At 67.4% G+C, this 21,650-nt stretch carries 24 protein-coding genes; 15 read left to right on the forward strand and 9 right to left on the reverse strand.

Annotated features, from left to right (window positions below; translation table 11 throughout):
• Nucleotides 1–25: 25 nt before the first annotated feature.
• Nucleotides 26–364, reverse strand: coding sequence for a hypothetical protein (locus C7I55_RS25995; RefSeq protein ID WP_106515969.1), 339 nt, complete (start codon nt 362–364; stop codon nt 26–28).
• A 221-nt stretch (nt 365–585) separates the two neighbouring features.
• Between C7I55_RS25995 and C7I55_RS29085 the strand changes: the two genes are divergently transcribed.
• The 3 genes from C7I55_RS29085 (at nt 586) to C7I55_RS26005 (ending at nt 2,147) form a co-directional block, all read left to right on the forward strand.
• Nucleotides 586–729, forward strand: coding sequence for a hypothetical protein (locus tag C7I55_RS29085; RefSeq protein WP_233222421.1), 144 nt, complete (start codon nt 586–588; stop codon nt 727–729).
• 72 nt (nt 730–801) lie between these two features.
• Nucleotides 802–1,176 (forward strand): isochorismatase family protein, encoded by a 375-nt coding sequence (locus C7I55_RS29090; RefSeq protein ID WP_233222422.1) that lies wholly within the window; start codon nt 802–804, stop codon nt 1,174–1,176.
• Nucleotides 1,173–2,147 carry a radical SAM protein gene (locus tag C7I55_RS26005; RefSeq protein ID WP_106515970.1) on the forward strand — a complete coding sequence of 325 codons (975 nt, stop codon included), beginning with the start codon at nt 1,173–1,175 and terminating at the stop codon, nt 2,145–2,147. The genes C7I55_RS29090 and C7I55_RS26005 overlap by 4 nt, the downstream gene beginning before the upstream one ends.
• Nucleotides 2,148–2,168: 21 nt before the next feature.
• Here the strand turns inward: C7I55_RS26005 and C7I55_RS28600 are convergent, their stop codons facing one another.
• Entirely contained in the window at nt 2,169–3,512 is a 1,344-nt protein-coding gene (locus C7I55_RS28600; RefSeq protein ID WP_199193085.1) for a hypothetical protein, read from the reverse strand.
• Between the two features lie 575 nt (nt 3,513–4,087).
• Entirely contained in the window at nt 4,088–5,413 is a 1,326-nt protein-coding gene (locus tag C7I55_RS26020; RefSeq protein ID WP_106515972.1) for a Gfo/Idh/MocA family protein, read from the reverse strand.
• A gap of 227 nt (nt 5,414–5,640) precedes the next feature.
• Here C7I55_RS26020 and C7I55_RS28380 point away from each other — a divergent pair, with 227 nt between their 5' ends.
• From C7I55_RS28380 to C7I55_RS26040, 5 genes are all read left to right on the forward strand, one after another.
• Entirely contained in the window at nt 5,641–5,787 is a 147-nt protein-coding gene (locus C7I55_RS28380) for a hypothetical protein (protein WP_158266603.1), read from the forward strand.
• Nucleotides 5,788–6,090: 303 nt separating this feature from the next.
• A complete protein-coding gene (locus C7I55_RS26025; protein ID WP_106516020.1) occupies nt 6,091–6,438 on the forward strand; it encodes an ArsR/SmtB family transcription factor in 348 nt (115 codons plus the stop codon).
• A 2-nt stretch (nt 6,439–6,440) separates the two neighbouring features.
• On the forward strand, nt 6,441–6,947 hold the full coding sequence (locus C7I55_RS26030; protein WP_106515973.1) for an SRPBCC family protein: 507 nt from the start codon (nt 6,441–6,443) through the stop codon (nt 6,945–6,947).
• Nucleotides 6,947–7,612, forward strand: a complete 666-nt coding sequence (locus tag C7I55_RS26035; RefSeq protein ID WP_106515974.1) for a dihydrofolate reductase family protein — start codon at nt 6,947–6,949, stop codon at nt 7,610–7,612. Before C7I55_RS26030 ends, C7I55_RS26035 begins: the two co-directional genes overlap by 1 nt.
• Before the next feature lie 185 nt (nt 7,613–7,797).
• A complete protein-coding gene (locus tag C7I55_RS26040; protein WP_106515975.1) occupies nt 7,798–7,977 on the forward strand; it encodes a hypothetical protein in 180 nt (59 codons plus the stop codon).
• 93 nt (nt 7,978–8,070) lie between these two features.
• On the opposite strand, the gene C7I55_RS26045 is transcribed toward C7I55_RS26040, so the two are convergent.
• Nucleotides 8,071–9,183, reverse strand: coding sequence for a Gfo/Idh/MocA family protein (locus C7I55_RS26045; protein ID WP_106515976.1), 1,113 nt, complete (start codon nt 9,181–9,183; stop codon nt 8,071–8,073).
• A gap of 144 nt (nt 9,184–9,327) precedes the next feature.
• Here C7I55_RS26045 and C7I55_RS26050 point away from each other — a divergent pair, with 144 nt between their 5' ends.
• From C7I55_RS26050 to C7I55_RS26065, 5 genes are all read left to right on the forward strand, one after another.
• Nucleotides 9,328–9,591 carry a hypothetical protein gene (locus C7I55_RS26050; protein ID WP_146151150.1) on the forward strand — a complete coding sequence of 88 codons (264 nt, stop codon included), beginning with the start codon at nt 9,328–9,330 and terminating at the stop codon, nt 9,589–9,591.
• 224 nt (nt 9,592–9,815) lie between these two features.
• The gene (locus C7I55_RS28385; protein ID WP_158266604.1) at nt 9,816–9,992 is read left to right on the forward strand and encodes a hypothetical protein; all 177 of its coding nucleotides are present in this window, start codon (nt 9,816–9,818) and stop codon (nt 9,990–9,992) included.
• A gap of 156 nt (nt 9,993–10,148) precedes the next feature.
• A complete protein-coding gene (locus tag C7I55_RS26055; protein WP_106515978.1) occupies nt 10,149–10,373 on the forward strand; it encodes a type II toxin-antitoxin system ParD family antitoxin in 225 nt (74 codons plus the stop codon).
• A gap of 382 nt (nt 10,374–10,755) precedes the next feature.
• Nucleotides 10,756–11,544, forward strand: a complete 789-nt coding sequence (locus tag C7I55_RS26060) for a TSUP family transporter (RefSeq protein ID WP_106515979.1) — start codon at nt 10,756–10,758, stop codon at nt 11,542–11,544.
• Between the two features lie 154 nt (nt 11,545–11,698).
• Nucleotides 11,699–11,881 (forward strand): hypothetical protein, encoded by a 183-nt coding sequence (locus tag C7I55_RS26065; RefSeq protein WP_146151151.1) that lies wholly within the window; start codon nt 11,699–11,701, stop codon nt 11,879–11,881.
• Here C7I55_RS26065 and C7I55_RS26070 read toward each other — a convergent pair.
• Nucleotides 11,878–12,603, reverse strand: a complete 726-nt coding sequence (locus C7I55_RS26070; RefSeq protein ID WP_106515981.1) for a DUF72 domain-containing protein — start codon at nt 12,601–12,603, stop codon at nt 11,878–11,880. The two genes, C7I55_RS26065 and C7I55_RS26070, sit on opposite strands and share 4 nt — an antisense overlap.
• 373 nt (nt 12,604–12,976) lie before the next feature.
• Here C7I55_RS26070 and C7I55_RS26075 point away from each other — a divergent pair, with 373 nt between their 5' ends.
• The gene (locus C7I55_RS26075) at nt 12,977–17,509 is read left to right on the forward strand and encodes a Calx-beta domain-containing protein (protein WP_106515982.1); all 4,533 of its coding nucleotides are present in this window, start codon (nt 12,977–12,979) and stop codon (nt 17,507–17,509) included.
• Between the two features lie 259 nt (nt 17,510–17,768).
• Nucleotides 17,769–19,181, forward strand: a complete 1,413-nt coding sequence (locus C7I55_RS26080; RefSeq protein WP_199193087.1) for a M20/M25/M40 family metallo-hydrolase — start codon at nt 17,769–17,771, stop codon at nt 19,179–19,181.
• Nucleotides 19,182–19,358: 177 nt separating this feature from the next.
• Here C7I55_RS26080 and rplL read toward each other — a convergent pair whose 3' ends face one another.
• The 4 genes from rplL to C7I55_RS26100 all read right to left on the reverse strand — a co-directional run bounded on the left by rplL (nt 19,359) and on the right by C7I55_RS26100 (nt 21,584).
• Nucleotides 19,359–19,730, reverse strand: coding sequence for a 50S ribosomal protein L7/L12 (gene rplL / locus C7I55_RS26085; RefSeq protein ID WP_106515984.1), 372 nt, complete (start codon nt 19,728–19,730; stop codon nt 19,359–19,361).
• Between the two features lie 59 nt (nt 19,731–19,789).
• Complete coding sequence (rplJ, locus tag C7I55_RS26090) at nt 19,790–20,305, reverse strand: 50S ribosomal protein L10 (protein ID WP_106515985.1); 516 nt, start codon at nt 20,303–20,305, stop codon at nt 19,790–19,792.
• A 437-nt stretch (nt 20,306–20,742) separates the two neighbouring features.
• Complete coding sequence (locus C7I55_RS26095; RefSeq protein WP_106515986.1) at nt 20,743–21,246, reverse strand: TIGR02594 family protein; 504 nt, start codon at nt 21,244–21,246, stop codon at nt 20,743–20,745.
• A gap of 2 nt (nt 21,247–21,248) precedes the next feature.
• On the reverse strand, nt 21,249–21,584 hold the full coding sequence (locus C7I55_RS26100; RefSeq protein WP_106515987.1) for a hypothetical protein: 336 nt from the start codon (nt 21,582–21,584) through the stop codon (nt 21,249–21,251).
• Between the last annotated feature and the right edge of the window lie 66 nt (nt 21,585–21,650).

A 21,650-nucleotide genomic window follows, 5' to 3' on the forward strand; every position in this document is an offset into this window, starting at 1 on the left:
CCGGCCGGAGCGGATCAGGCCAGGGTCAGCGTTGCCTTTTGGCCGTGGTCGCGGTGAAATCCGGATCCTTGTTCGCGACCCAGTCGACGAATTTGCGCACGTTGGGGTTGGCGAGCAGGGCCTCCACATCCATCCCGTGACGTTGAAGTTCGGAATTGCTGAAATTCGCGATCAGCGTCTGCTGGCAAATGGCGTGCATCGGCACGACATCCGTCCCGCCCCGGCTTTTGGGCACGGGATGATGCCAGACGATCGTCTTGCCGGTCGGCCGTCCGCACAACCAGCAGGGCAAAGGTGCTGCCGGAGCTTCGGCCTCCGGCCGCGGATCCTCGTAGGGACCATGTTTCGAATGCTTGCGGGCCATGCGTGGATCTGAATGCCTTGAATGTTGCAGCCCCCCTATAGCGGTGCGGTCGACATTGCCACGCTTCTCATCTCGACCTGGGAGAGCGCCATCCGGTGCCCCTGTCGCGGGGCTCGCATGTCGGCAGACCCTCGCCGCGTGACGCGTGCCCCTTATACGCAGAATGCGCTTTACTTATGTGCATCCTACATCTATGGCCAGGTGAAGAAGGGAGGCTGATCATGCGTTTTGTTGTCGTGGTGGATACCCAGGCCGATTTCATCCGGGAGAAGGGCGCATTGCCAGTCCCCGGCGCGGAGGCGCTGATCGCGCCAATGAAGGCATGGCTGGCGTCGCTCGGGCCGGCGCAGACGGCGGGCGTGTAGTTCACCTTCGACACCCATTTCGCCGACACCTACCCGGCTTCCGCCGAGGCGCGGCAGTTTCCGATCCACTGTGTGCATCATACGGGAGGCTGGGAGAATGTGCTCGATCCCGGGGCGGTCGATCCTGCCATCCCCGTCTATCGTCTCGAGAAGAGCGTGTTCGACATGTGGGCCGAGCCCGGGTCTGCGGTGGAGGCGGGCGCCACGGGTGAGACGATGGCGCGCGACGCCTTCTTCGCTTCGCTGAAGGCGGGCGGCGTGACAGAGGTGGCGGTGATCGGTGTCGCGGCCGACTATTGCGTGCGCCTGGCGATCGGCGGCCTTGTCGACCGCGGCTTCGCAGTTGTGGTGCCGCCGGCACTGACTCGCGGCATTGCGCGGTCGATCGAACAGGTCGTCGCCGAAGATTTCGCGAATGCCCCGGTGCGGATGGAGGCGGCGGCTTGATCGTCCTGTGGCGCGTATCGAACCATTGCAATCTGGCTTGCCCGTTCTGCGCCTATGACAAGCGCCTGGCGCTGCCCCGCGACGAGGCGGATCCCGCGCAGGTCGGACGGGTGATCGATCTGCTCGGGGCGTGGCGGCTCAAGACCGGACGTCCGGTGCTGTTGAGCTGGCTCGGCGGCGAACCCTTGCTGTGGTCTCCCCGGGCCGCGCTGGATGCGCACGCCGCGAAGCAGGGCGTGGACCTCAGCCTGACCACCAACGGGACCCGTCTGGGTGCGCCGCGGGTCCGCGCGGAGCTGCTGCAACGGTATCGCGAGGTCACGATCAGCATCGACGGCATGGCCGATTTCCACGACTCCATGCGGGGCTGGCAGGGCGCGTTCGGCAAGCTCGCGCGGTCGGTGCCGGCGCTGGCGGCCGAACGCGACGCTGCCGCCGCGCCGCTCAAGATCCGCGCCAACGTCGTGCTGATGCGCGACAACGTTGCGGGCTTCACCGCCTTGTGCCGGACGCTATCCGGGTGGGGAGTCGACGAGATCAGCTTCAATCAGCTCGGCGGGCGCGATCGGCCCGAATTCTATCCCGGCCATCGGCTGCGTGCGGACGATGTCGCGTACCTCGCGGCCGAGGTGCCGCGGCTGCGCGCCGAACTCGCGCCGGCGGGAACGATCCTGGTCGGCGGGGCTGCCTATCTCCAGCGGTTTGCAGATACGGTGGCGGGCCGGCCGTTGAAGATCGCGGATTGCCGCCTGGCCGAGACCTTCCTGTTCATCGACGAGGCCGGGCGGATCGCGCCGTGCAGCTTCGCGCCCGAGCATTTCGCAGTCACGGTCGAGGACCTGCGCAGCCCTGCCGACCTCGACACCTTGCCACGCCGCTTACGCTCGCACCAGCAGGCGCACCCGGCGCGCGACTGCGCCGATTGCCCGAGCACCCAGCAATCCGACAAATTCGAACCGCTGGTCGCGTGACCGGACATCGAGTCCGGGCGCTCAGGTACCGGCACCGGACGTGAAGGCGACGCGCTTGTCGCCCTCGATCACCGTGACGCTCGACGGGTTTGCCCCCTCCCGCCGCGAGAAGACGAATTTGGCCGGAAGCTCGGTGCCGGGATCGACCGCGGGTGGCGCCGGGAATTGCCGGAGCGGACCTTCGACCGCGCGCAGCGACTGACCATTTTGCTCGGTGACGCCGTCGTCGCCGCCCAAGCGGACCTGGATGCCCTGGGTCTGCCAAAGCACGCCGCGGGTCGCGTTGCGGAATGTCAGATAGACGTGGACCAGCTCGTCGTCGCGCGGGAGATCGATCCGATCGAGGCGGACGTCCCATTTGCCAAGGGACTTGAATCCACCGCCGGTGGGGATCGACGGTGGGGCAGGCTGCGGCGCGGGATCGTCCGAGGGGGCGGCTGGGCCGGGAACCGAAGGGCCGTTCGGCTGCGGACCGGGCACCGGCCCGCGGGGATCGGGCGTGCCGCCACCGCCCGCGGGGGGATTGGGCACGGGCACGGGCGGAGCGGCGGGGTCGGTGTCCTGGAACTCGCCCGAGGCCCGCCCCGGGCGAACGGTCCAGGCCACGCGGGTCAAGCCGCGGAAGGTCAGGATCGCCTTGCCCTCATGGAATCCGGGACGTTCGAAGGTGAACCCAAGCACGATATCCTGACAGGGGGAGACCCGAGTGGAGTCGGGCAAGGGATCGATCGCGTATAATCGTCCTTTGGCCTCGACACTGCCGCTCGCGTCCTGAAGCTGCAAGGTCACGGGGGAGGTCTCCGGCGTCCAGGTCAGCCCCGCAGTCTGCGCATTGAGGAAGATGGTGACGTTGCTTCCCGAAACGGCGACGCTGCGCGGCGAAAGCCACAGGTCCACGCCGGCGAAGCGCGCCGCAATCCGCGGATCGCTGACCCGGCACGCCGACCAATGAAAGGACGCGCCGGAATCCCGGGGATCGGCAATCGATCCGTGCAACGTGCGCGGGGCCTGATCGAGCAGCACCTGCGCCGTTCCGACTTTCTCCCTGCGGTCGAACGGGTCGGAGAGCGTGAAGCTTCCCCGAAGCGCCTGATCCGCATGCCATTGCAGGCTCATATGCTCGCCGGAGCCATCGATCCGCACAAGCCCGTCCGGGTTCGACGCGACGGAGATTTCGTGGCCGTAGCTCGATCGGTAGGGACCGGAAAGCTGCTGCAGCCGTTCGACGTCCGACGCGGACGGGGTAATGACCTGCGCGGAAAGGCCGGGCGATACCAGGGCGGAAACAGCGAGAAGCAGAGGGGCGACGCGGATGGCCCTGTGCCGCCGGCCGGCCGAGCATGTTGCGGATAGTGAAGGATACATTGATCGGGACTCCGGAAACGCGAAGCCCCTTGTTGCAACCCGGCGGTCGCATGGACGACCGCGAGGCGTGAAAGCGGCGTGAATGCCGTCAGATCTGTGCTGAGCGGTGCGCTTCCCCTCTCGGCCGGGTGACCGCGCGAGGCCAGGATCGGGTGGTCGCCGGTCCCGCGCCGACCCGTGGGGACGAGATCTGGCCGGGCGGCTCCCCGTCCCGTGCCTCGGTGCCTCGGCAACTTCTCCTGAGTGCCTCGGAATTCGTCCCGATGCGCGCCGGGCTATCCTCCTCCAATCGGGTGGGATGCGACAGTGGTCTTTCGTGGACGAGAGCAGCGGCAGGAGCGGGTTGGTCGGAACGCGATCGCTTTCGCGCATTTGGAGCAGGTGCGGCGACCGGACTGATCGCGGGCCAGGCGATCCTGCTGATGCGCCGCTGCGGCGCCGGCTCCGCTGCCACGCACGCCCAACTCACCGCGCTTCAGGCGGAAGGCGCGCTTTGAACGGCGCGGTCGGCGCCACCGCGCTCCGGCTTTCGTCCTTGGGTTGAACCGAGCGCTCCAACCCAAGAAGATCAGGCTTCAGGCCGGCAGGCGGTAGGGCGTGCGGTAGCGGGGGGTAATCAGGGCGTTGGCTTCGGCATCGTCCTTGAACCGGCCCGCGGCTGCGTCCCAGTGGACCTTGCGGCCGGTGCGCAGGGCGACGTTGCCCATCTGGCAGACGATCGCGGTGTTCGCCGCCGATTCGATCGGGCATGCGGGCGTGCGCGAGCGATCCTTCACGCAAGCGATGAAGTCCGCCGTATGACGATCGAGGCCGCTGTCGCTGGCCTTGGTGACCGGGATCTCCCGGGTCAGCGGCTTGCCGTCGCTCGTCTCCGGCGTGACCCACCATTTGCTGCGATCGACGACCAGGGTGCCGGTCTCTCCGACAAAGGCGACGCCATGGTCATGGCCGCCATAGGGGCCGTTGCTGATTCCGACGGCATGCTCCCATTCGATGGAATAGTCGCCGAAATCGAACAGCGCGGTCTGGGTGTCCGGCGTTTCCATTGCCGAGCCCGGATAGGCATAATCGCCGCCGAGCGACGAGATCGCATTGGGCGCCTGCGCCTTCATGCCGAGCAGGGCGATATCGATCAGGTGGACGCCCCAATCCGTCATCAGCCCGCCCGCATAATCCCAGTACCAGCGCCACGTGAAGTGGAAGCGGTTGGGGTTGAATTCGCGCTGCGGCGCCGGGCCGAGCCAGCGATCGTAATCGACGCCCTCGGGCGCGGCCTGGTCCGGCTGCGGCGCGATCCGCTTCATCCAGCCCATATAGGCCCAGGCCTTGACCTTGCGGACCCGGCCGATGCCGCCGGCATGGACATGGGCGACGGCGTCGGCCCAATGGCGATTGCTGCGCTGCCACTGGCCGACCTGGACGACGCGGTTGTGGCGCTGCCGGGCGGCGACCATCGCCCGGCATTCGGCGATCGAATTGCCGAGCGGCTTTTCGCAATAGACGTCCTTGCCCGCCGACATCGCGTCGGTGAGCTGCAGCGCATGCCAATGGTCGGGCGTGGCGATGATCACCGCGTCCACATTCTTGTCGTCGAGCATCCGGCGATAGTCGCCGTACAGCCGCGGCGCCCGGCCGGTGACCTTCTGCAGCTCCGCGCCGCGCGCGGCGAGGACGCCGACATCGACGTCGCAGAGCGCGACCGGGGTGACGTCGGCCCCCTTGAGCATCGCTGTGAGATCCGCCCAGCCCATACCCTTGCAGCCGATCACGCCCACCTGGACCTTGTCGTTGGCGGAGACGCGGCGCGGCTGGGCAAAGGCCTGCCCGAGCGGCGCCAGCGTGGCGGCCGAGGCGGCGAGACCGCCCGCAAGAAGGGTGCGGCGGTCGAAGCTGACGGTCATCTTGGTCTTCCCCTGGGTGTCGCTGCCAACTTGGTAGCGCGAAAACCGGCCGTCGCAAGGGCACAATGCGCGCAGTGCGCGTCCGCCGAAGCGCGAACGTCCCCGCACCCGGCCTTACGCAAAGGGGAACGCGATCTCGGCAGGGGAGCGGGATCACCACGCGGGGCCCGCCACTGGACAAAGGCCTGTATTGCTATCATAATACACCTCTTGAAGAGGAGAGTGGCATGTTCGACAATCCTGTGGCCAAGCGGACGGCGATTGCGGCCGGTGTCGGCGCGCTGATCGCGATCCCTGTGCCGTTCGTCGGGCCGATCGTCGGCGCGGTGGTGGGGGCCGGGATCGGCTTCTTCACGGCGGGCCGGCGCGGCTGACGAAGACGCGGCGGCCAAGGCGAGCGTAGGTCTCGTGCTGCCTTCCGTTGCGCGGGCTCCGCGCCACCGCGGTCCAAGCGCGGCCGGATCCACGTTCGTTCGCCTTGTTGCGCGATCGTTGCCGAAAGACTGTCGTCACCGCCTAAGCGTCACCGGACGCCGCACCGTCCCGGGAACGGCGGGCCGGGGCGCGCCGCGGGCGTGATTGCCAGCGCTTTCGGAAAAGCTGACGCATTCGAGCGCAGCAGAAGGCGTCCGCACGACTGGCTTGACACATTCCGATATCGGCATATGTATGCGCCCATGGCACGGGTAGCGACCACCTCCGACGTCTTCAATGCGATCGCCGAGCCGCAGCGGCGCGATATCCTGGCGCTGCTGCGCGCCGGGGAGCGGCCGGTGACGGAATTGGCCGAGGCCCTGGGCATGACCCAGCCGGGCGCGTCCAAGCATTTGCGGGTGCTCCGCGAGGTCGGGCTCGTGCGCGACCGCAAGGCCGGCAAGCAGCGGCTCTACGGCCTCGACGCGCGCAAGCTGCGCGCGGTGCACGAATGGACCGGCGGCTTCGAGGCCTTCTGGAACGACAGCTTCGATCGGCTGGACGCGTACGTCCAGGATCTCAAGGCGGCGAACGGCAAAAAGGAGGAGTGACCATGGCGACACCGGCATCCGACAGGCATGCGCAATCCCCGGCGGCGGACCGCGAAATCATGATCTCCCGGATCATCGATGCCCCGCGCGCGCTGGTGTTCGAGGCGTTCACGCAGGTTCGCCATCTGTCGCGATGGTGGGGGCCGGAAGGCTTCTCCACAACCACCAGGGCATTCGAGTTCCGCGCCGGCGGGGAGTGGGTGTTCGTGATGCACGGACCGGACGGAACCGACTATCCGGAGTGGATCCTGTGGACCGAGATCGTCACGCCGGAGCGCATCGCATTGCTCCACGGGGAATCGCGCGACGATTCGAACGCCTTCGTCTCGGTTCTGACTTTCGCGGCTATGGGGGACGCGACCCGGATCGAGATGCTGACGACCTTCCCGACCCGGAAAGCGCGCGACGAGGCGGTGGAAAAATATCACGCGATCGAGGGCGGCGAGCAGACCCTCGCCAATCTGGCGGCCTATGTCGGCGCACTGGTCGGCAGCGGAGGGCAAGGCTGATGGCCGGCAGAGTGTTCTTCAGCGTGACGATGTCGCTCGACGGGTTCATGGCGCCGGACGACGTGCCGCTCGCCGATGTTTTCTCGCCCGCGGGACGGACCGATCCACGGGTGCAGCGCTGGATGGCGAAGTGGATGGAGCTGCAGGCGTGGATCTTCCCGCAGCGTTTCTTCCGCGAAAATCTCAAACTCGGCGATGGCGGCGAGGAAGGGCCCGACAACGACATCGCCCGGGCGACCTACGCGCGGACGGGCGCGAGCATCATGGGCAAGCGCATGTTCGACGGCGGCGCGCTGGCCTGGCCGGAAGAGGCACCGTTCCACACCCCGGTATTCGTCCTCACCCATGAAAAGCGCGCGGCGTGGGAACGTCCGGGCAACACCGTCTTCCACTTCGTCAACGACGGCATCGAAGCGGCGCTCGACCAGGCGCGGGCGGCCGCTGGCGAGCGTGACGTGCGGATCGCCGGCGGCGCCGAGACGATCGTCCAATTTGTGAATGCCGGCCTGGTCGATGAATGTTCGATCGCGCTCGCGCCGGTGCTGTTCGGCTCCGGTATCCGATTGTTCGAGGGCGTCAATGCGGATCGCGTGGCGATCGTGCCGGTCGGCGCCGTGCCGACGCCGCGGGCGACCCATCTCACCTACGCGTTTCGGGCGCGGTAAGGCTCGGCTCGCGATGATGTGGGCGCAGCGATGATGTGGCCTTCTCGTCGTGTCGCTGAGGCCCGAAACCGGTACCCACTTTGAGCGGCGACGCCCGTCAGCGCCGCGCGCGCGGCCCCCTCGAGCAAAAGCGGGAGCCTCTGTCGAAACCGTGCGTTAGCGCAAAAACTCGAACAGGGGGCCCGATGTCGGAACAACTGGAATTCTATCGTACCCGCGCGGCCGCCGCGAAGGCTGAGGCCGAGGCGGCCACCTTGATCAACGTCCGGGATCGCGCCCTGCTCGCCGAAGCCAGCTGGAACGAGATGGCGAGGCGCGTCCTCGACACCCAGCGCCGGCGCGCCGCCCGCATCGCCGCCGAATAGAGCATCAGCGGATCGGGCTGACTTAGCCCGATCGCTGGCTCTTGCTCTCATCCGTGATTTCGGCGCGCCGCGGGCTTTCGCGACGGCGGGCTCTCAGAGGCGGATCGTGCCGCCGCCGGCCGCGGAGCGGTAGATGGCGTCGACGATGCGCATGTCCTGAAGGCCCATCTCGCCGGAGATCAGCGGCGGACGATCGTTGAGGATACATTCGGCCATGTGATCGAGCTGGCCGACGAACTGGTTGACCGCGGGCCCGGGCGGTGGATCGAGCCGCTCTTCCTTGCCGCCGCGCGCGATGCGCAGGGCCTGGCCCTCATAGGGGGTCGCCGGCTCGAGATCGATGCGGCCCTTGTCGCCGGTTAGCCGGACATGATTGTGGTTGGAGCTGTAGGAGGACATTCCGTGGCCGATCACGCCGGACGGGAATTCGAACGTCCAGCTGATCATGTCCTCGACCTCGGCGAAGCGCGGATCCTTGCGGTCGGTGCTGCTGCGGGCGGTGATCGCCGCCGGCTCCTCGCCGGTGAGGTAGCGCATCGCCTGGACCGAGTAGACGCCCATGTCCATCAGCGAGCCGCCGCCGGCGAGCGCCTTCTTCAGCCGCCACTTGGTCGGATCGCCCTGGACGAAACCGTGTTCGGCATGGACGTAGCGGCGCGTGCCGATCGAGCCGTCCCTGGAGAGCTTCATCGCGAGAATGTTGTGGGGCTGAAAATGGCTGCGATAGCCCACCGCGAGCTTCCGGCCGGCCTTGCGGCAGGCGGCGACCATCGCCTCCGCCTCGGAGACCGAGACCGACATCGGCTTCTCGGTGACGACATGCTTGCCGGCCTGAGCTGATCGGATCGTGTATTCGGCGTGCATCGAATTCGGCAGGATCACATAGACGACGTCGACGTCCGGATTGTCGCGGATCCTGTCGAACGTGTCGTAGGTGTAGAGCGAGCGTTCGGGGACATCGTACTGGGCGGCGAAGGTCCGTGCCTTCGCCATGTCGCCGCTGACCAGAGCCGTAAGCCGGCTCGAGCGGCAATTGGCGAATTGCGGCATGATGATCCGGGTCGCGTAATAACCGAGACCGACGATCGCATAGCCGATCTTGCGGCCTGGCCTGGCCGGCTCGGCGGCGCTGCACGCGCCAGCGGCAACGGCGAGGCCGAGCCCGCCGAGGCCGGTCAGAAGGTCGCGCCTGTCCAGTTCCGCCATCGCTTTCTCCCTGATTTCGGGTGAGGCTTAATCGAGCCGGCGGAGCGGCGCCAGTGGGCCGATGGTCGGGGTTCCCCTGCGCCGGATGGCGGGCACTGGGCTTGCGGTCGGACGTTGGCGATGCTGTCGATCGGGAGGTTTGCGATGAGCAAGAAGAGCAGGAACGAAGTCGCGCAGAAGGACGAGGCGGGGGCGCGGTCGCACGAAGAGAGCGCGCTTGCCGCGGCGCCGCGAGAGATGGCGCCGGGATTGGCACCCACCGAAATCGCCGAGGTCGAGGCGAACCTGGGGGGCTTCCGCTTTCGGGCGCGGGCGCAGATGAGCCCGGCCGGTCTGCTCGCGATCGGCGGCCTGGTCGGCGCGATCCTGCTGTCGACCGCGGTGGTGGTGCGCGCGGCGCGAAGGTGAGCGGTCTTGCGCCAGTCCTATTCCTCCGGTCGCAACGCGGGTCTCCGGACCCCCTCCACCATGCTGCGCATGGTCCCCCTTCCCGAGCGAGCTCGGGGAGGATGCAAAATTGTGCGCATCCGCCATCGAATCCGCCGACACAATTGAAACATTTCTCCGCCGGCCGCGACATAGAGCGGTGACACGCGGCCTCCAGATTGCTTCTCATAGCAAGGAGCAACGCCATGAGGTCCGCTTTCGCAGGTTTCGCACTGACCGCAGCTTTGCTGATGGTGCATGCCAGCTTCCTCCCGACGCCCTGGCCGACGGCCGCCGGGCAATATGACGGCGGCATCGCCGATCGTCACAGCCACGAGGACAAAGCGGCGGTGGAAGAGGAGCTCGGTCTTGTCGGCGCCTGAGCGGCAGACGCTCTGGATCCCTGCGCTGTGGGCGCACGGAGCCGATTGGCCTCAGACGCCCTTGCCCTGGTCGCAGCCAGGGGTGGGCACCGGATCCGAAGGCGGCGATGCGCCGCTCGGCGACAGCGACGACGACAATCACATGGGAGAAGGGTAATGGCGAGTAGCGTTAACCTCGGCGAACAGCTCGAGAATTTCATCACCGACGCGGTCAAGAACGGCCGTTACGGATCCCGCAGCGAAGTGCTGCGCGAAGGCGTCCGCCTGGTCCAGGAACGCGAAGCGCGCTGGGCCCGCTACGAAGCCGGTATCGAAAGCGCCCCGGAACCGGCCAATGGCGGCCGCATCCCGGCGACCAACGGCCGGCTCTGGATCTCCTGAAGCCCGGCACATTTTCCGACTTCCCGGGGGGCCGGGGACATCGGTCCGTCGCGCAGCGTGCGAGCGCTACGATGATCCAGTGACCGCCGCTGGGCGACGGGCCGGTGTCAAGAAACCCCAGAGCTGCCCGCGGCCACCTCCCACAAGAGGTGCCGCACCGTTCGAGCCCGGCCCTTCGTCCCCGAGGGACCGGGCTCGTTCTTTGTTTGAGAGTGCGCCTTGGGACGCGCGGGCCCGGCCCTTCGTCCCCGAGGGACCGGGCTCGTTCTTTGTTTCGAGCGTGCGCATTGGGACGCGCGGGCCCCGCCAATTGTCTCCGAGGAATGGGGCCGCCGGTGTCGATGCTGTTTGCCTCGGTGGGCGTCATCGCTAGAGCCCGGCCATGGATCTCGCCCCCGACATCATCGCCTTTCTGATCGCCGCCGCGTTCGTTGCCGGCTTCATCGATGCGCTTGCCGGCGGTGGCGGACTGATCACTCTGCCGGCCCTGCTTGCCGCGGGCGTGCCGCCGCTGGCGGCGCTCGGCACCAACAAGCTGCAGAGCAGCTTCGGGACCGCAACCGCATTCTTCACCTTCGCGCGCGCCGGCCATGTCGATGTTCGCCGCTTCGCGCTGCCGGCACTGGCCTCGTTCCTCGGTTCGGCGACCGGGGCGTTCACCGTCCAGCGGATCGATCCGTCCTTCCTCGCCGGTTTCATTCCGCTGCTGCTGATCGCGATGGCGATTTACTTTCTCGCCGGGCCGAAGATGCGCGACGAGGACCGGCACACGCGGATCGGCGCGGCCGGCCTGTTCCTGTTCTCGGCCGGGATCGGTTTCTATGACGGCTTCTTCGGCCCGGGCACCGGATCCTTCTTCACGACGATGCTGGTGGCGCTCGCCGGCCTCGGAGTCGTCCGCGGGGTGGCGCACACCAAGATGCTCAACCTCGCCAGCAATCTCGCCGGGCTGTCGGCGATGATCGTCGGCGGCCACGTGCTGTGGCTGCTCGGCCTGGCGATGGCGGGGGCGAGCATCGCCGGCGGCAAGGCCGGCGCCCATGCGGCAATGCGCTTCGGCGCGCGCGCGGTGCGGCCGTTGCTGGTCTGCATGTGCCTTGCGTTGACCGTGAAGTTGCTCGCCGATCCCGCCAACCCGCTGCGGATGGAGATCGCCGCCTTGCTCGGGTGAGGCTGGGGCGACGGAGCAGGGGCGCGCGGGCTGAAACATTTGAAACCATTTTCGCAGGGGCGCGACACGCGACTGCGGCAGCGGCGGTTATTCCGGGATCAACAGGGGACCGGGGCATCGACGCCCCGAATGTCCGGAGCCCAGGGAAATGCAGATGATCCGCTTCCTCACCGCCTTCACGCTTGCCGCGCTGGCGACCGCAATCGCACTCGACGCCGGCGCCACGCCGCCGCCGCGGGACATCGTCACCGCGGAGGAGATCGAGACCGCGGTTACCGAAGCGCAATCGCAGGCGAACCTCACCGCCGACGGTCGGGCGCTGGCCCGCAAGGATTAAGCGTTCCTTCCGAACCTGGAGACCAGATCGGTCGCGTCGCCGGTGGCCGCGGAAGACGCCGTATTGTCGAACATGCACCAGCGCTCCGCGGCTGAGGCCTGCCGGACCTGGTCCGCATAGACGGTGAGCCGCTCCGGTCCGTAGGCCGATCGATACATGACCGGCGATCCATGGAGACGCCAATAAGCGAGCCCGGTCCAGCCGCCGGGCTGCGCCGCCTGCGGAACGATCGCCGGGTCGGCCGCCACCCGCGCCACTCTCGCGCCGGCGAGCAGGGCATCCGCTTCTTCGCAGAACCAGCTGGGATGGCGCGGCTCGCAGACGATCCGCGCCGCGGTTCGCCCGGCGAGCAGGCCCAGAAAATCCTCGATCAAAGCGGGCGCGAAGGCGAGCTTGGGCGGCAATTGTAGCAAAAGGATCGACAGTGCGTCGCCGAGCCCGCCGGCTTCATCCAGGAAGCGGTCGACGAGATCTTCGCAATCGACGAGCTTGTGCTCGTGGCTGATCGTCTTCGGCAGCTTGACCGCGAAGCGAAATCCCACCGGCACGCTCGCCGCCCAGCGCTGCCAGGTCGAGGCGCGGTGCGGGCGGTGGAAGGACGAGTTGATCTCGACTCCCCGAAACCGCGACGCATAGCGTTCGAGCGCGGAGCCTTCGGCAGGGAATTGGTCTGCGACGGCGCGGGCGATGCTCCAGCCAGCGGTGCCGATGATCGGGTCCATAAGGTGCGAACGCGGGGAGGTGCGAGAAGATGCGAGCGTGGGGCACGAGCGATCAGAAACGGAACGCGTTGCCGTCCCGCCGCTCGGGCTGAGCGTGTCGATGCAGATCCTTTTCGAACTTCGCAAGTGAAGGGGAGGGCTTCGACAGGCTCAGCCCGAACGGGTGGGCGATGTAATGGAAATTTGTTTGGCCGGCCCGGGCGTTTCCAATGCAACCCCGGGCTTCCCTGCCCCGCGCGGATTCGTGACATGCGCGTGTCACAAGTCCGTGATACTACGTAATCCGCTGATTCTCATCGGCTTCTTGCCCGACGGATCGAGAATTTCACCGGAGTGCGCTGGGTGCTCCGGAGCGTGGATATGAGGGGATCTCATGGCTGGCGTCTGGATCAACGAGTTTCATTACGACAATGCGGGCGGAGATACGGGCGAGTTTATCGAGATCGCGGCAGCGGCGGGCACCAGCCTGACCGGCTGGTCCCTGGTCCTCTACAACGGCGCCAATGGCCAATCGTACAACACGCGCGCGCTCACCGGCACGATCTCCGGCCAGCAGAACGGCTTCGGCACGCTCAGCTTCCCCTATCCGGCGGACGGCATCCAGAACGGCGCGCCCGACGCGATCGCGCTGGTCGATCCGACCGGCCAGGTCATCGAGTTCCTGAGCTACGAAGGCAGCTTCACCGCGGCGAACGGGCCGGCGGCGGGCATGACCAGCGTCTCGGTCGGGGCAAGCGTCATCGAGCCGGGCAATGCCACCGGAACCTCGATCGGCCGGGTCGGTACCGGCGATGAATCGGGCGACTTCACCTGGGCGGTGATCGCCGACGACACGCCCGGCGGCGTCAATGCCGGCCAAACTTTCTCGGGCATCGTCGTCGATACGCCGGGCGCTTTCTCGATCGCCGATGCGGCCGTGGTCGAAGGCCAAAGCGGCACGACTCCGATCACCTTCACCGTCAGCCGCGGCAGCGACAGCAATGTCGCCGCGTCGGTCGATTATGCCGTCACCCTGGCGGGCGGCGCAACCGGCGCCGATGCGTCCGACTTCGCCGCGCCGGTGCTGAGCGGCAGCCTCGCCTTCGCGGCCGGCGAGTTTTCGAAGACGATCACCCTGCAGATCGCCGGCGATGCGGTGAACGAGGCCGACGAGGGCTTCGTCGTCACGCTCTCAAACCCGGGCAACGGCGCCACCATCGCCGACGGCAGCGCCACCGGCACGATCATCAACGACGATGCGGTCGTCTCTCCCGGCGCGCCGTTCGTCAACGAAATCCATTACGACAATGCCGGCACCGACACGGGCGAGGCGATCGAGATCGCGGCGCCGTCCGGCACCAATCTCGCCGGCTGGTCGCTGATCCTGTACAGCGTCAGCTCGGGCGCGACGACCGGCACCGTCTACGGCACGGTGGCCTTGAGCGGCATCGTCGGCGATCAGGATGACGGCTATGGCACGCTCCAATTCGCGGTCAGCGGATTGCAGAACGGCGCCCAGGACGGCTTCGCCCTGGTCAATCCGGCGGGGCAGGTGGTTCAATTCCTCAGCTACGAGGGCGCGTTCGTCGCCGCCAACGGCGCCGCCGCCGGGCTGACCTCGACCGACATCGGGGTGGCCGAGGATTCGGGCACGGGTGTCGGCCTGTCGCTGCAGCTGACCGGCGCCGGCGCGAGCGCGGCCGATTTCAGCTGGACCTCCGCCGGCCCGTCGAGCTTCGGCAGCGTCAATGAAGGCCAGGATTTCGTCGGCCCCGATGCGACCGGCCTGGTCAGCGTCGGCGACGCGCGGGTGATCGAAGGTGACGGCGGCGTCCAGCAGCTGGTGTTCACCGTCCAGCGCGCCGGCGGTCTCGGCCAGCAGGCGAGCGTCGACTGGGTGCTCAACCTCGGCGGCAGCGCCGACACGGCCGATCTCGGCGCAGGCCAGCCACTGTCCGGTTCGGTCTCGTTCGCGCCGGGCGTGTCCTCGGTCCAGATCGCGGTGGCGGTCGCCGGCGACACGATCGGCGAAGGCAATGAGACCTTCAACCTGCTGCTCGCCAACCCGGCCGGCAATATCGCGATCAGCGACGCTTCGGCGACCGGGACGATCGTCAACGACGATCCGATCCCGTTGCGCATCTTCGAGATCCAGGGCGAGGGCCACCGTTCCGACTATGTCGGCCAGCCGGTGACCACCGGGGGCATCGTCACCGGGGTGCTCGCCAACGGCTTCTTCGTTCAGGATGCGGCCGGTGATGGCAATGGCCGCACCTCCGACGCCTTGTTCGTGTTCACCGGCGGCGCGCCAGGCGTGGTTGCCGGCGATGCGATCGAGGTGCGGGGCACCGTTGCGGAGAATCTTCCCGGCGGCGATGCCACCAATCTCAGCGCGACCCAGGTAACGGCAACCTCGGTGACCGTGCAGTCGAGCGGCAATGCGCTCCCCGCCAGCCTGCTGATCGGCGAGAACGGCCTTCGTCCGCCGACCGAGATCATCGATGACGACGGCCTCACCAGCTACGATCCGGCGACCGACGGCATCGACTTCTACGAGTCGCTGGAGGGCATGCGGGTGACGATCGAAGCGCCGCTCGTCGTCGCCCCCAGCAGCGAATTCGGCGAGACCTGGGTGGTCGCGTCGGGCGGCGCCGGTGCGACCGGCGTCAATGATCGCGGCGGCATCACCATTTCGGACGGCGACTATAATCCCGAGAAGATCCAGATCGACGCGACTTCGGCGCTGTTTGCCGGCTATGAAGCCAATCACAGCCAGGGCGATCGGCTCGGCGACGTCACCGGCATCATGTCCTACGGCTTTGCCAGCTACGAAGTGCTGGTCACCGAGGCCGTGACCGTCACGCAGGACGTGACGCTTGCGCCGGAAGCCCCGACCGAGTTGGTCGGCGACCGCGACCACCTCACCGTCGCCAGCTACAATGTCGAGAATCTCGATGTCGGTGACGGTGCGGCCAAGTTCGATCTGCTTGCCGACAACATCGTCTACAGCCTCAAGGCCCCAGACATCGTCGCGCTCCAGGAGATCCAGGACGCCGACGGCCCGGGCAGCGGCAGCGACCTTTCCGGCCAGGTGACGGCGCAGGCGCTGATCGATGCGATCAAGGCGGCGGGCGGGCCCGATTACGTCTATGTCGAGGTCGCGCCGACGACGGCCGGCGCCTCGGGCGGCGAGCCCGGCGGCAATATCCGCAACGGCTACCTCTACAATGCCGACCGAGTCTCCTACGTCGAGGGCAGCGCCCTGCTGCTCGGCGATTCCGCGTTCAACGGCACCCGTAAGCCGCTGGTCGGCGATTTCGTGTTCAACGGCGAGACGGTGCGGCTGATCAACGTCCACTTCACCTCGCGCGGCGGCAGCGATCCTTTGTGGGGCAGCAGCCAGCCGCCGGCCGATGCCGGCGACGGCGCCCGCGCAGCCCAGGGCGCCGCGGTGGCGAGTTACGTCAATTCGGTCCTCGCGACCGATCCGTCGCTGAAGCTCGGCGTCATGGGCGATTTCAACGGCTTCTGGTTCGAGGACAATGTCAGCCAGCTGGAAGCGGGGGGCGTGCTCACGAACCTCCATCGCCTGCTGCCGGAGGAGGAGCGCTACTCCTACTTCTTCGAGGGCAATCTCCAGGCGCTCGACAATTTCCTAGTCAGTGGCGGGCTCAGCAGCGGTGCGCAGTTCGACGCGGTCCACATCAATGCCGAGCAGCCGGACAGCGCCCGCGCGACCGACCACGACCCGACCGTGGGACGCTTCTTCATCGCGCATCCGAACGAGGCGCCGGTCGATCTCGTCCTCGACGATGCCTCGGTCGACGAGAATGCGCCGGCGGGAACCCTGGTCGGCACGCTTTCGGCCGAGGATCCGGATGCGGACGTGCTCGCCTTCACGCTGGTCGACGACGCCGGCGGCCGCTTCGCCGTCGACGCCGCCACCGGGCGGATCACCACCACCGCCCCGCTCGATCACGAGGCGGCGGCGACGTACACGGTGGTCGCGCGAGCGACCGACGGCGACGGCCTGTTCGTCGAGCGGACGCTGACCCTGACGGTCGCCGACGTGAACGATGCGCCGGTCGCAGCGGCGGATAAGGTCGCGGTGCAGGAGGATGGCACCAGCGCCAATCTGTGGAGCCTGCTGCTCGGCAACGACAGCGATCAGGATGCCGGATCGGCCCTGTCGATCTCGGCGGTGAACAGCAGCGGCACGCTCGGCTCGCTGGTCTTCGATGCCGCAAGCAAGACGCTGCGATACGTCGCCGACGATGACTCGTTCGATGCGCTCGCGCCCGGTGCCACGGTCGTCGACCGGTTCACCTACACGGTCACCGACGCGGGCGGCCTGACCTCGACGGCGACGGTGGAAGTCACCGTCACCGGCGTCGCCGACGGCATCATCCGCAACGGCGGCAACGGCACCGACCTGCTGTTCGGCACCGGCGACGAGGATCGCCTGTCCGGCGGCAACGGCGCCGACCTGTTCTACGGCTATGCCGGCCACGATCATCTCGCCGGCGACAATGGCAACGACGCCCTGTTCGGCGGCGACGGTGACGACTGGCTCGACGGCGGCGCCAGCGAGGATGCTCTGGTCGGCGGCGACGGCAACGACGTGCTGATCGGCGGCAAGAGCGAGGATCTGCTCACCGGCGGCAAGGGCGACGACCTGTTCGTGTTCGGCAAGAGCGGCAGCAGCGACCTGGTGCTCGATTTCGACAGCGCCCACGACCGGCTGGTGCTGCTTGACGGGATCGGCGTGCGGAGCGTGCGCAGCACCAACCTCGACTTCGACGGCAAGGCCGATCTCGTCCTCACGTTCAGCAATGGCGGCGGATCGGTGACCTTGATGGACGCCGGCAGCTATGCCGACGTCCGCTTCGCCCCGCCGGAGATTCTGGGCCTGCATCCGGCGGTGTGACCGCAGGAGCGGAGGGTCTGGCTCACTGCGGTCGTGAAATCCTTATCTTCCCTGTGCGCTTCGCGCACAGGGAAGAATTCCATCGTCGGAACCCGTCCCGCGTTATGACGGCAGATGCCGCGGTGTTCCATTCGTTCTTCCGCGCAAGGTAAGGAGGGCCTGCGGCATTTGAGCGTTCGCGCAGCGCGCTCAACTTGCCGGTGGACAGGCGCCGTGCCCGCAGGAAGGATGCGCGCATGCTTCACGGGAGATGATCCGAATGCGCCTTGCACTTCTTGCCGCGTCCTTGCTTGCGTCCACCACAGTCTCGGCCCAGCCGCCCGCCACCGAGCCTTCAGGGGGCGAAGCCGCGTTCCGGGCGATCTACAAGGAGCTGGTCGAGACCAATACGACGCTGTCGGCGGGCAGCTGCACGCTGGCCGCCGAGCGGATGGCGGCGCGGCTCAAGGCGGCGGGGTTCCCGGACCAGGATCTCCATCTGGTCGTCCATCCCGATCACCCGAAGGAGGGCAGCCTGGTCGCGGTGCTTCCGGGCACCGACGCCAAGCGCAAGGCGCTGCTGCTGCTCGCCCATATCGACGTCGTCGAGGCGAACCGGGCGGACTGGGAGCGCGATCCGTTCACCCTGGTCGAGGAGAATGGCTATTTCTACGCCCGCGGCGCGTCCGACGACAAGGCGCAGGCGGCGGTGTGGGTCGATACGCTCGCCCGCTTCAAGGCGGAAGGATACAAGCCCAAGCGCACGATCAAGATGGCGCTGACCTGCGGCGAGGAGACGGCCGGCGCTTTCAACGGCGCCCAATATCTCGCGGCGCAGGAGCGACAGTTGATCGATGCCGAATTCGCGCTCAACGAAGGCGCCGGCGGCATGCTCGACGATGCCGGAAAGCCGATCGCGCTCAACATCCAGGCCGGCGAGAAATTCCCGCAGAATTACCGGCTCGAAGTCACCAATCCCGGCGGCCACAGCTCGCGCCCGGTGAAGGAGAATGCGATCTACCGGCTCTCGGACGCGCTCATCAAGCTGCGCGCCTACGATTTCCCGGTCCAGTCGAACGATGCCACTCGCGGCTATTTCGAGGCGATGTCGAAATTGCTGTCCAATCCGGCGGCGCCGGCAATGGCCGTGTTCGCCGCCAATCCGGGCGACGCCGCCGCGGCGTCGACCATCGCCGCGGCCGATCCCGCCTGGAACGCGATCCTGCGCACCACCTGCGTGGCGACCATGCTCGACGGCGGCCATGCCACCAACGCGCTGCCGCAGCGCAGCCGCGCCAACGTCAATTGCCGGATCTTCCCGGGCACCTCCGTCGAGGCGGTGCGGCAGGAACTGGAGCGGGTTGTCGGCGATCCCGAGGTCAAGATCACCACGCTCGAGACCCGCAGCGAGATCGCACCGCCGCCGCCGCTCACCGAGCGCGTGGTCGGCCCGGCCCGCAAGGTCGCCGCGGAGGTGTTTCCGGGCGTGCCGCTGGTGCCGCTGATGGCGGCAGGCGGCACCGACGGCGCCTTCCTGACACCGGCGGGGATCCCGACCTACGGCCTCACCGGCTTCTTCAGCGACCGCGAAGGCAGCCGTGCGCACGGGCTGAACGAGCGGATGCGGGTCAAGTCGCTGATGGACGGGCGGACGTATCTGTACAAGCTGGTGAAGGTTTACGCAGGGAGCTGAGGGGAGCCCATCAAAGTGGTACTTTGATGGGGACCTGGGGAGGGCAGGGGTACAATCTTCCCCTCTCCTTGCTCGCTGCGCTCGCTTTCCTCTCCCCTGAAGGGGCGAGGAGACAAAAAAAGGGCGGCTCCGCGGAGCCGCCCTTCTTCGTTCGACCAGGCTTCGCCTGGCAGAAGCTTACTTGACCTCGACGGTCGCGCCGGCTTCCTCGAGGCGCTTGCGGAGTTCTTCCGCTTCGGCCTTGGGGATGCCTTCCTTGATCGGCTTCGGAGCGCCTTCGACCAGCGCCTTGGCTTCGCCGAGGCCGAGGCTGGTGATCGCGCGGACTTCCTTGATCACGTTGATCTTCTTGCCGCCGTCGTTGACGAGAATGACGTCGAACTCGGTCTTCTCTTCTTCAGCCGGAGCAGCCGGGCCGGCCGGGCCGGCAACCGCAACGGCCGCAGCGGCCGAAACGCCCCACTTCTCTTCGAGCGCCTTGGCGAGGTCGGCGGCTTCGAGAACGGTCAGCTCGGAGAGCTGGTCGACGAGGGATTGAATGTCTGCCATTTTAAGTCTCCAAATCGGGGGCGATGCCCCAAAGATTTCAGTTCAAAACAAAATGATGATCAGGCGTCTTCTTTGGCGGCATAAGCGCCGAAGACACGCGCAAGCTGAGCACCCGGCTCGTTGATCGTCCGCGCGATCTTGGTTGCAGGCGCCTGGATGAGGCCCACAATCGTGGCACGCAGTTGGTCAAGAGACGGCAGTTCGGCCAGCGCACGAACACCCGCAAGATCGAGGACAGTATCGCCCATCGCGCCGCCGACGATCTCGAAGCGATCGGTGGTCTTGGCGAAATCGACGGCGACCTTGGCGGCCGCAACCGGATCCGGCGACGTGGCGAGGCCGGTCGGCCCCGTCAGCATGTCGCCGATTCCGGCATATTGAGTGCCCTCGAGCGCAATCAGGGTGAGCGTGTTCTTGGTCACCTTGAAGGACGCACCGGCATCGCGCATGCGGTTCCGCAGGGCGGTGGACTGGGCCACCGTCATGCCGAGATTGCGGGTGACAACCACCACGCTGGTCTCGGAGAACGTCTGCTTGAGCTGGGCGACCTGCTCGGACTTTTGAGCTCGATCCATGCCTTACACTCCAAACAGCCCGGCAGAATGCCTGCCGGGCAAGTGAACCCGCGCGCGTCGCCGCGCACGGGCTTGGTACGCACCGAAGCCGAAGCTTCGACGGGAACCGGTCCGAGGGGAGTGGTTTTGCCCGATCATCATCAGGCAGACCCGGCGCCGCGAGGCGGCACCCGGAAAAACTCTTCCCCGTCTCGGCGGGGGATTAAGACCGGCAAACCCGGCCACCCGCTGTCTCGGACGGATGCGCACAGGGCAAGCCCCGCACGCGAAGCCGCGCCTATACACGAGGAGGGCGGGAAATCAACCGTTTAGTGATTGTGTCGCTTTGACCTAATCCTCCCTGCCGCCGCGGGTGATGGTGGAGGGCTGCTCCGCCGCCGTGCCGGCCCCTCCGTCAGCCCTGCGGGCTGCCCTCCCCTACGGGGAGGATGAAGCACTCAGGCCGGTGCGGTGCGGAAGCCGAGCAATTCGTAGCGATCCGATACGGCGCCGCTGCGATCGACCGTGTCGGTGAGGAAGCCGTTGCGGGGATAGTCGCGGCGGCAGACCTGATCGCGCTGGTTGCCGCCGAGGACGTGCAGCATGCCGCCGCGATCCTCGAGCAGGAAGCCGACATGGCCGCCGACCGGCTCGAGGCCGTTGCCGAGATCGCGCGAGCGCCGCCAGACGACGATCGTGCCCTCGCCGGGGTTCGGATCCTCCACGCCCCAGCCGGCCCAGGAGGTCGCCCAGCCGGAGCCGGTGCCGGGGAAGCCGGCCTGGACCACGCACCAATTGACGAAGGCCGAGCACCAGGGCGTGTCGTCGCGCAATTCCTCACCGGGCTCGAGGTCGTCGCAGGTTTCGAGATATTCGAGGATCCGCCTTGTGCCTTCCGGATCGGCCTCGCGGATTCGCCGCCGTTCCTCTTCGAGGGCAATGGCGAGCCAGGGCCCGGCCATGCTCAGAAGAAGCGGCGCCCGGGCTGGATCGGATCGTCGACCCGCCGCCGCGCCGCGGCCGGGCGCAAGAACGGTGCGCCGCGGTCGAACTCGTCGGCGATTTCGGCGCGCGTGCGCCGCGCCAGCAAGGCGAAGGCTATTGCGACCGCAAGCGAGCACAGGCCGATCAGGACGAGATCCGACCAGCCGTGGCGGAACAATTCGCCGAGTGTGCGGACACCGGCGAGGATGGCGATGAAGGTCCACACCGCCTGCCAGCCGCCGCCGCGCATTCCGAAGTGCGGCATGCCGAAGGCCGAATTGCGGGTGTTGGGCATCTTGAAACCGAGGAGGGACATGAACCATGTCTGCCTTGCTCCGGCCGTGCCGACAAGTCTCGGATCCGCGGCGTGCCGATCAGGGAC

The organism is Allosphingosinicella deserti, assembly GCF_003012735.1.
Classification (GTDB): Bacteria; Pseudomonadota; Alphaproteobacteria; order Sphingomonadales; family Sphingomonadaceae; genus Allosphingosinicella; species Allosphingosinicella deserti.